2 protein-coding genes and 1 pseudogene are annotated in these 3,046 nt (G+C 72.0%); 1 reads left to right on the top strand and 2 read right to left on the bottom strand.

The window, feature by feature from the left end:
* Positions 1–1,713, top strand: a pseudogene (locus tag Q0066_RS03140) (transfer protein Tra); the annotation flags it as partial.
* On the opposite strand, the gene Q0066_RS03135 reads toward Q0066_RS03140, so the two are convergent.
* Positions 1,661–2,308, bottom strand: a complete 648-nt coding sequence (locus Q0066_RS03135) for a hypothetical protein (protein ID WP_298129959.1) — start codon at positions 2,306–2,308, stop codon at positions 1,661–1,663. The pseudogene Q0066_RS03140 and the gene Q0066_RS03135 sit on opposite strands and share 53 nt — an antisense overlap.
* A partial coding sequence (locus Q0066_RS03130; protein ID WP_298129957.1) for an AAA family ATPase occupies positions 2,305–3,046 on the bottom strand: 742 nt, incomplete at its 5' end. The genes Q0066_RS03130 and Q0066_RS03135, both read right to left, overlap by 4 nt.

Below are 3,046 nucleotides of genomic sequence, written 5' to 3'. Positions count from 1 at the left end.
CGCGCGATCCACCAGACCAACCGGCAGACCGTGATCCTGCCCGCCGGCTACGTCACCGAGTCCGTCGAACTCGGCTACGCCTGCACGATCCACGGCGCCCAGGGCGTCACCGCTGACGTCCTGCACGGCATCGCCACCGGCGCAGAAACCCGCCAGCAGTTGTACACGATGCTCACCCGCGGCCGGTACGCCAACCATGTCCACCTCGAAGTGGTCGGTGACGGCGACGCCCACTCCCTCATCCGGCCCGAGGCGATCCTCCCGCCAACCGCCACCGACCTCCTGAGGCGCATCCTCGCCCGCGACGAGGACAACACCTCCGCCACCACGACCGCCCGCACCCTCGCCGACCCGGCCAACCGACTCGCGGACGCCGTCGCCCGCTACAGCGACGCCCTCGGCTACGCCGCCGAACAGACCGCAGGCGCCGACCTCGTCCAGCGCCTCGAACAGGCCGCCGACGAGCTCGTCGCCGGACTCCCCGACGCCCCGGCGTGGCCCACGCTGCGCGCCCATCTGCTCTTGATCGCCGCGTCCGGAACCGACCCCGTCCGTGCGCTCACCGAGGCCGTGCAGGCCCGCGAGCTGGGCAGCGCCGCCGACCCGGCCGCAGTCCTCGACTGGCGCCTCGAACCCGCCACCGGACGCCGTACCCAGCCCGGACCACTGCCCTGGCTCCCCGGCCTGCCGACCAGTCTCGGCCTCCACCGCGACTGGGGCGACTACCTGCAACGACGCCACCAGCTCGTGGGCGACCTCACCGACCGTGTGCGGACCGACGCGCTGGCGTCCACCCAACTCCCCGCGTGGGCACCCGCAGGCAGCTTCCGCCCCGACGCCGCCACCGTCGCCGACCTCACCGTGTGGCGGGCCGCCCACGGCACGCCGGCCACCGACACCCGGCCCACCGGCGAACGGCAATACGCAGCTGTCGAGGCCCGCTGGCAGGCCCGCCTCGACCGGCGCATCATCGACCACCTCGCCCCTGCCGTCGCCGAATGGACGCCGCTGCTCCACCAAGTGGCGCCCGCCGCCGACCGCGACCCCTACCTGCCAGTCCTGGCCCACCGGCTCGCGCAGGTCGCCGGGGTCGGCCTCGATGCCAATCGGCTCCTCCACGCCGCCGCCAGCGAGGGCCAACTCCCCGACGATCACGCAGCCTCAGCCCTGTGGTGGCGGATCTGCCGACACCTCACCCCCACCGTCGCCAACCAACTCGCCGACCGCCACAACAGCCTCACCACCAACTGGCTCGCCACCCTCGAACAGGCCACTGGGCCCGAACGGGCAGCGACCATCCAGGCGTCACCCTGGTGGCCGGCGCTGGTCGTCACCATGGAGCAGGCGCTCGCCCGAGGCTGGCAGTTCACGGACCTACTCAGCACTCCTCCGACCAGCACCGACGTCGACGACTGCCAAGCCCTCGTGTGGCGCACCAGCATCCTGCTCGATCCCCTCCCCGACACCGACGACCTGCCACCCGACCCCGCCGACAACCCCCGCGACGAGCACTGGGCGGCGGACGTCGCCCCCCTCCCCGGGGAGCATGTGGCACCGGATGCCGACCCTCGCGCCGACGAGGTCGAGCCGAACCTGGCCTACACGTGGGAAGCCATCGAACGTCGAGCAATGACGCCGTCCGAGATCTCTGCCGCGGACCTCAACGCCCAACTCGACCGCGCCGACGCCTGGCGCGCCAGCCCCCGTCCATGAGTCGCGAGATGACACCCCAGAACCCCTTGGCTTCCACGTCGGTGGCCGGTGCCTCCTCCAGCGCCATCATCTCGGACAGGATGCCGTTCAGTTCCGCCGCGTGCCCGTCTCCGGGAAGGTCAAGGCTGCGCATCCGCCTCACCCAGTCGGCCGCCGCCGCCAGATTGCCCTCGGCTGCGTCGATCCCCATCGCGACCGCCTGCAGCCTGACCTCGCGGACCAACTCCTCGGGGCTGAACTCGGCCAGCCAACGGCGCGCCGTCTGCACGCGACCCTGGAGCGCCGCTCGGCGTCCGGCGGCCGAGACGAAGTCGATCAGGGCCGAACGATCACGGGTGGCCAGCCACATCCGGAACGCCTCGTCATCCCGGTCGGACCGGGAGAGGTGGCCGGCGGCCAGCCTCAGCAACTCTTTCTGAGCCGCGCGGTCGACGTGCGACCGGTGCGCCTGCAGGCACGCGCGGATCAGTGGGTGGACCGTGATGAGGTTGCCCTCGGACACCGTGACGAGCGGAACCGGCGTATCGGCCAGCCGCGCCGCCAGAAGCGCGGAATCGCTGGCCTGCCGCGCGGAGTCGAGGGTCTCGAACGTCACCGGCGCCAGGAGTGCGGCGTCCGCGAGGTGGTCGATGAACGGCTGATCGAGGGCCCGCCAGACCTCCTCGTCGAGGAATCGGCACAGGGCGATCCGCTCCTTCGACGCCTCGGCGTCACCCGCCGCCTGGGCGATGGCCCACGGCAGCGCGGCGGGCCATCCCCCGGAGGCGTCGTACACCTCGTCGACCTGCTCCTCGCTGAGCTGCCTGCGCCGCAGCGGCGCCAGCTCAGCACCAGATCCTCGCCCGTCAGGGCGAGCAGGCGTCCTTCGACGCGGGCTCGGGCCAGGCCGACATAGGGATGGTTTCGGCCGCTGACCGCGAGGACCATCCTCCTCGGCGTGTGCACCACCAGCTGCTTGACCAGCCTCAGCGCCCCCGGATCCGTCAGCTGGTGCACGTCGTCCAGCATCAGGACGAGGTAGGTCTGCGACAACGAGCGCAGGAGCGCCCGGCCCCAGTCGGCGTCACCCGGACGCCCGCCCCCCATCACGTCTCGTACCGTGGGGACGAGCCCGCCGAGCGCGTCGATCAGATGCAGGGCGAGCGCAGCTTCGTCGTTGTGCTCGGGGCCGAGCCGGACGCCGATGGCCCGCAGGTCGGCATTCTCCTGCCAGGCCTGCAGCGCGGTCGTCTTGCCGTAGCCGGCCGGGGCAACGATGCTCACAACAGAGCCGAGGCGCACCTTGGCCAGCGACGACAAGAGCGTCGGCTTACCGATCCGCCAACTATTGGCG

It is taken from the genome of Micropruina sp. (genome assembly GCF_027492755.1).
In the GTDB taxonomy this organism is placed as follows: domain Bacteria; phylum Actinomycetota; class Actinomycetes; order Propionibacteriales; family Propionibacteriaceae; genus Micropruina.
Note: the sequence above shows the minus strand (reverse complement) of the source record. Positions and strands in the feature narration are given on the sequence as shown.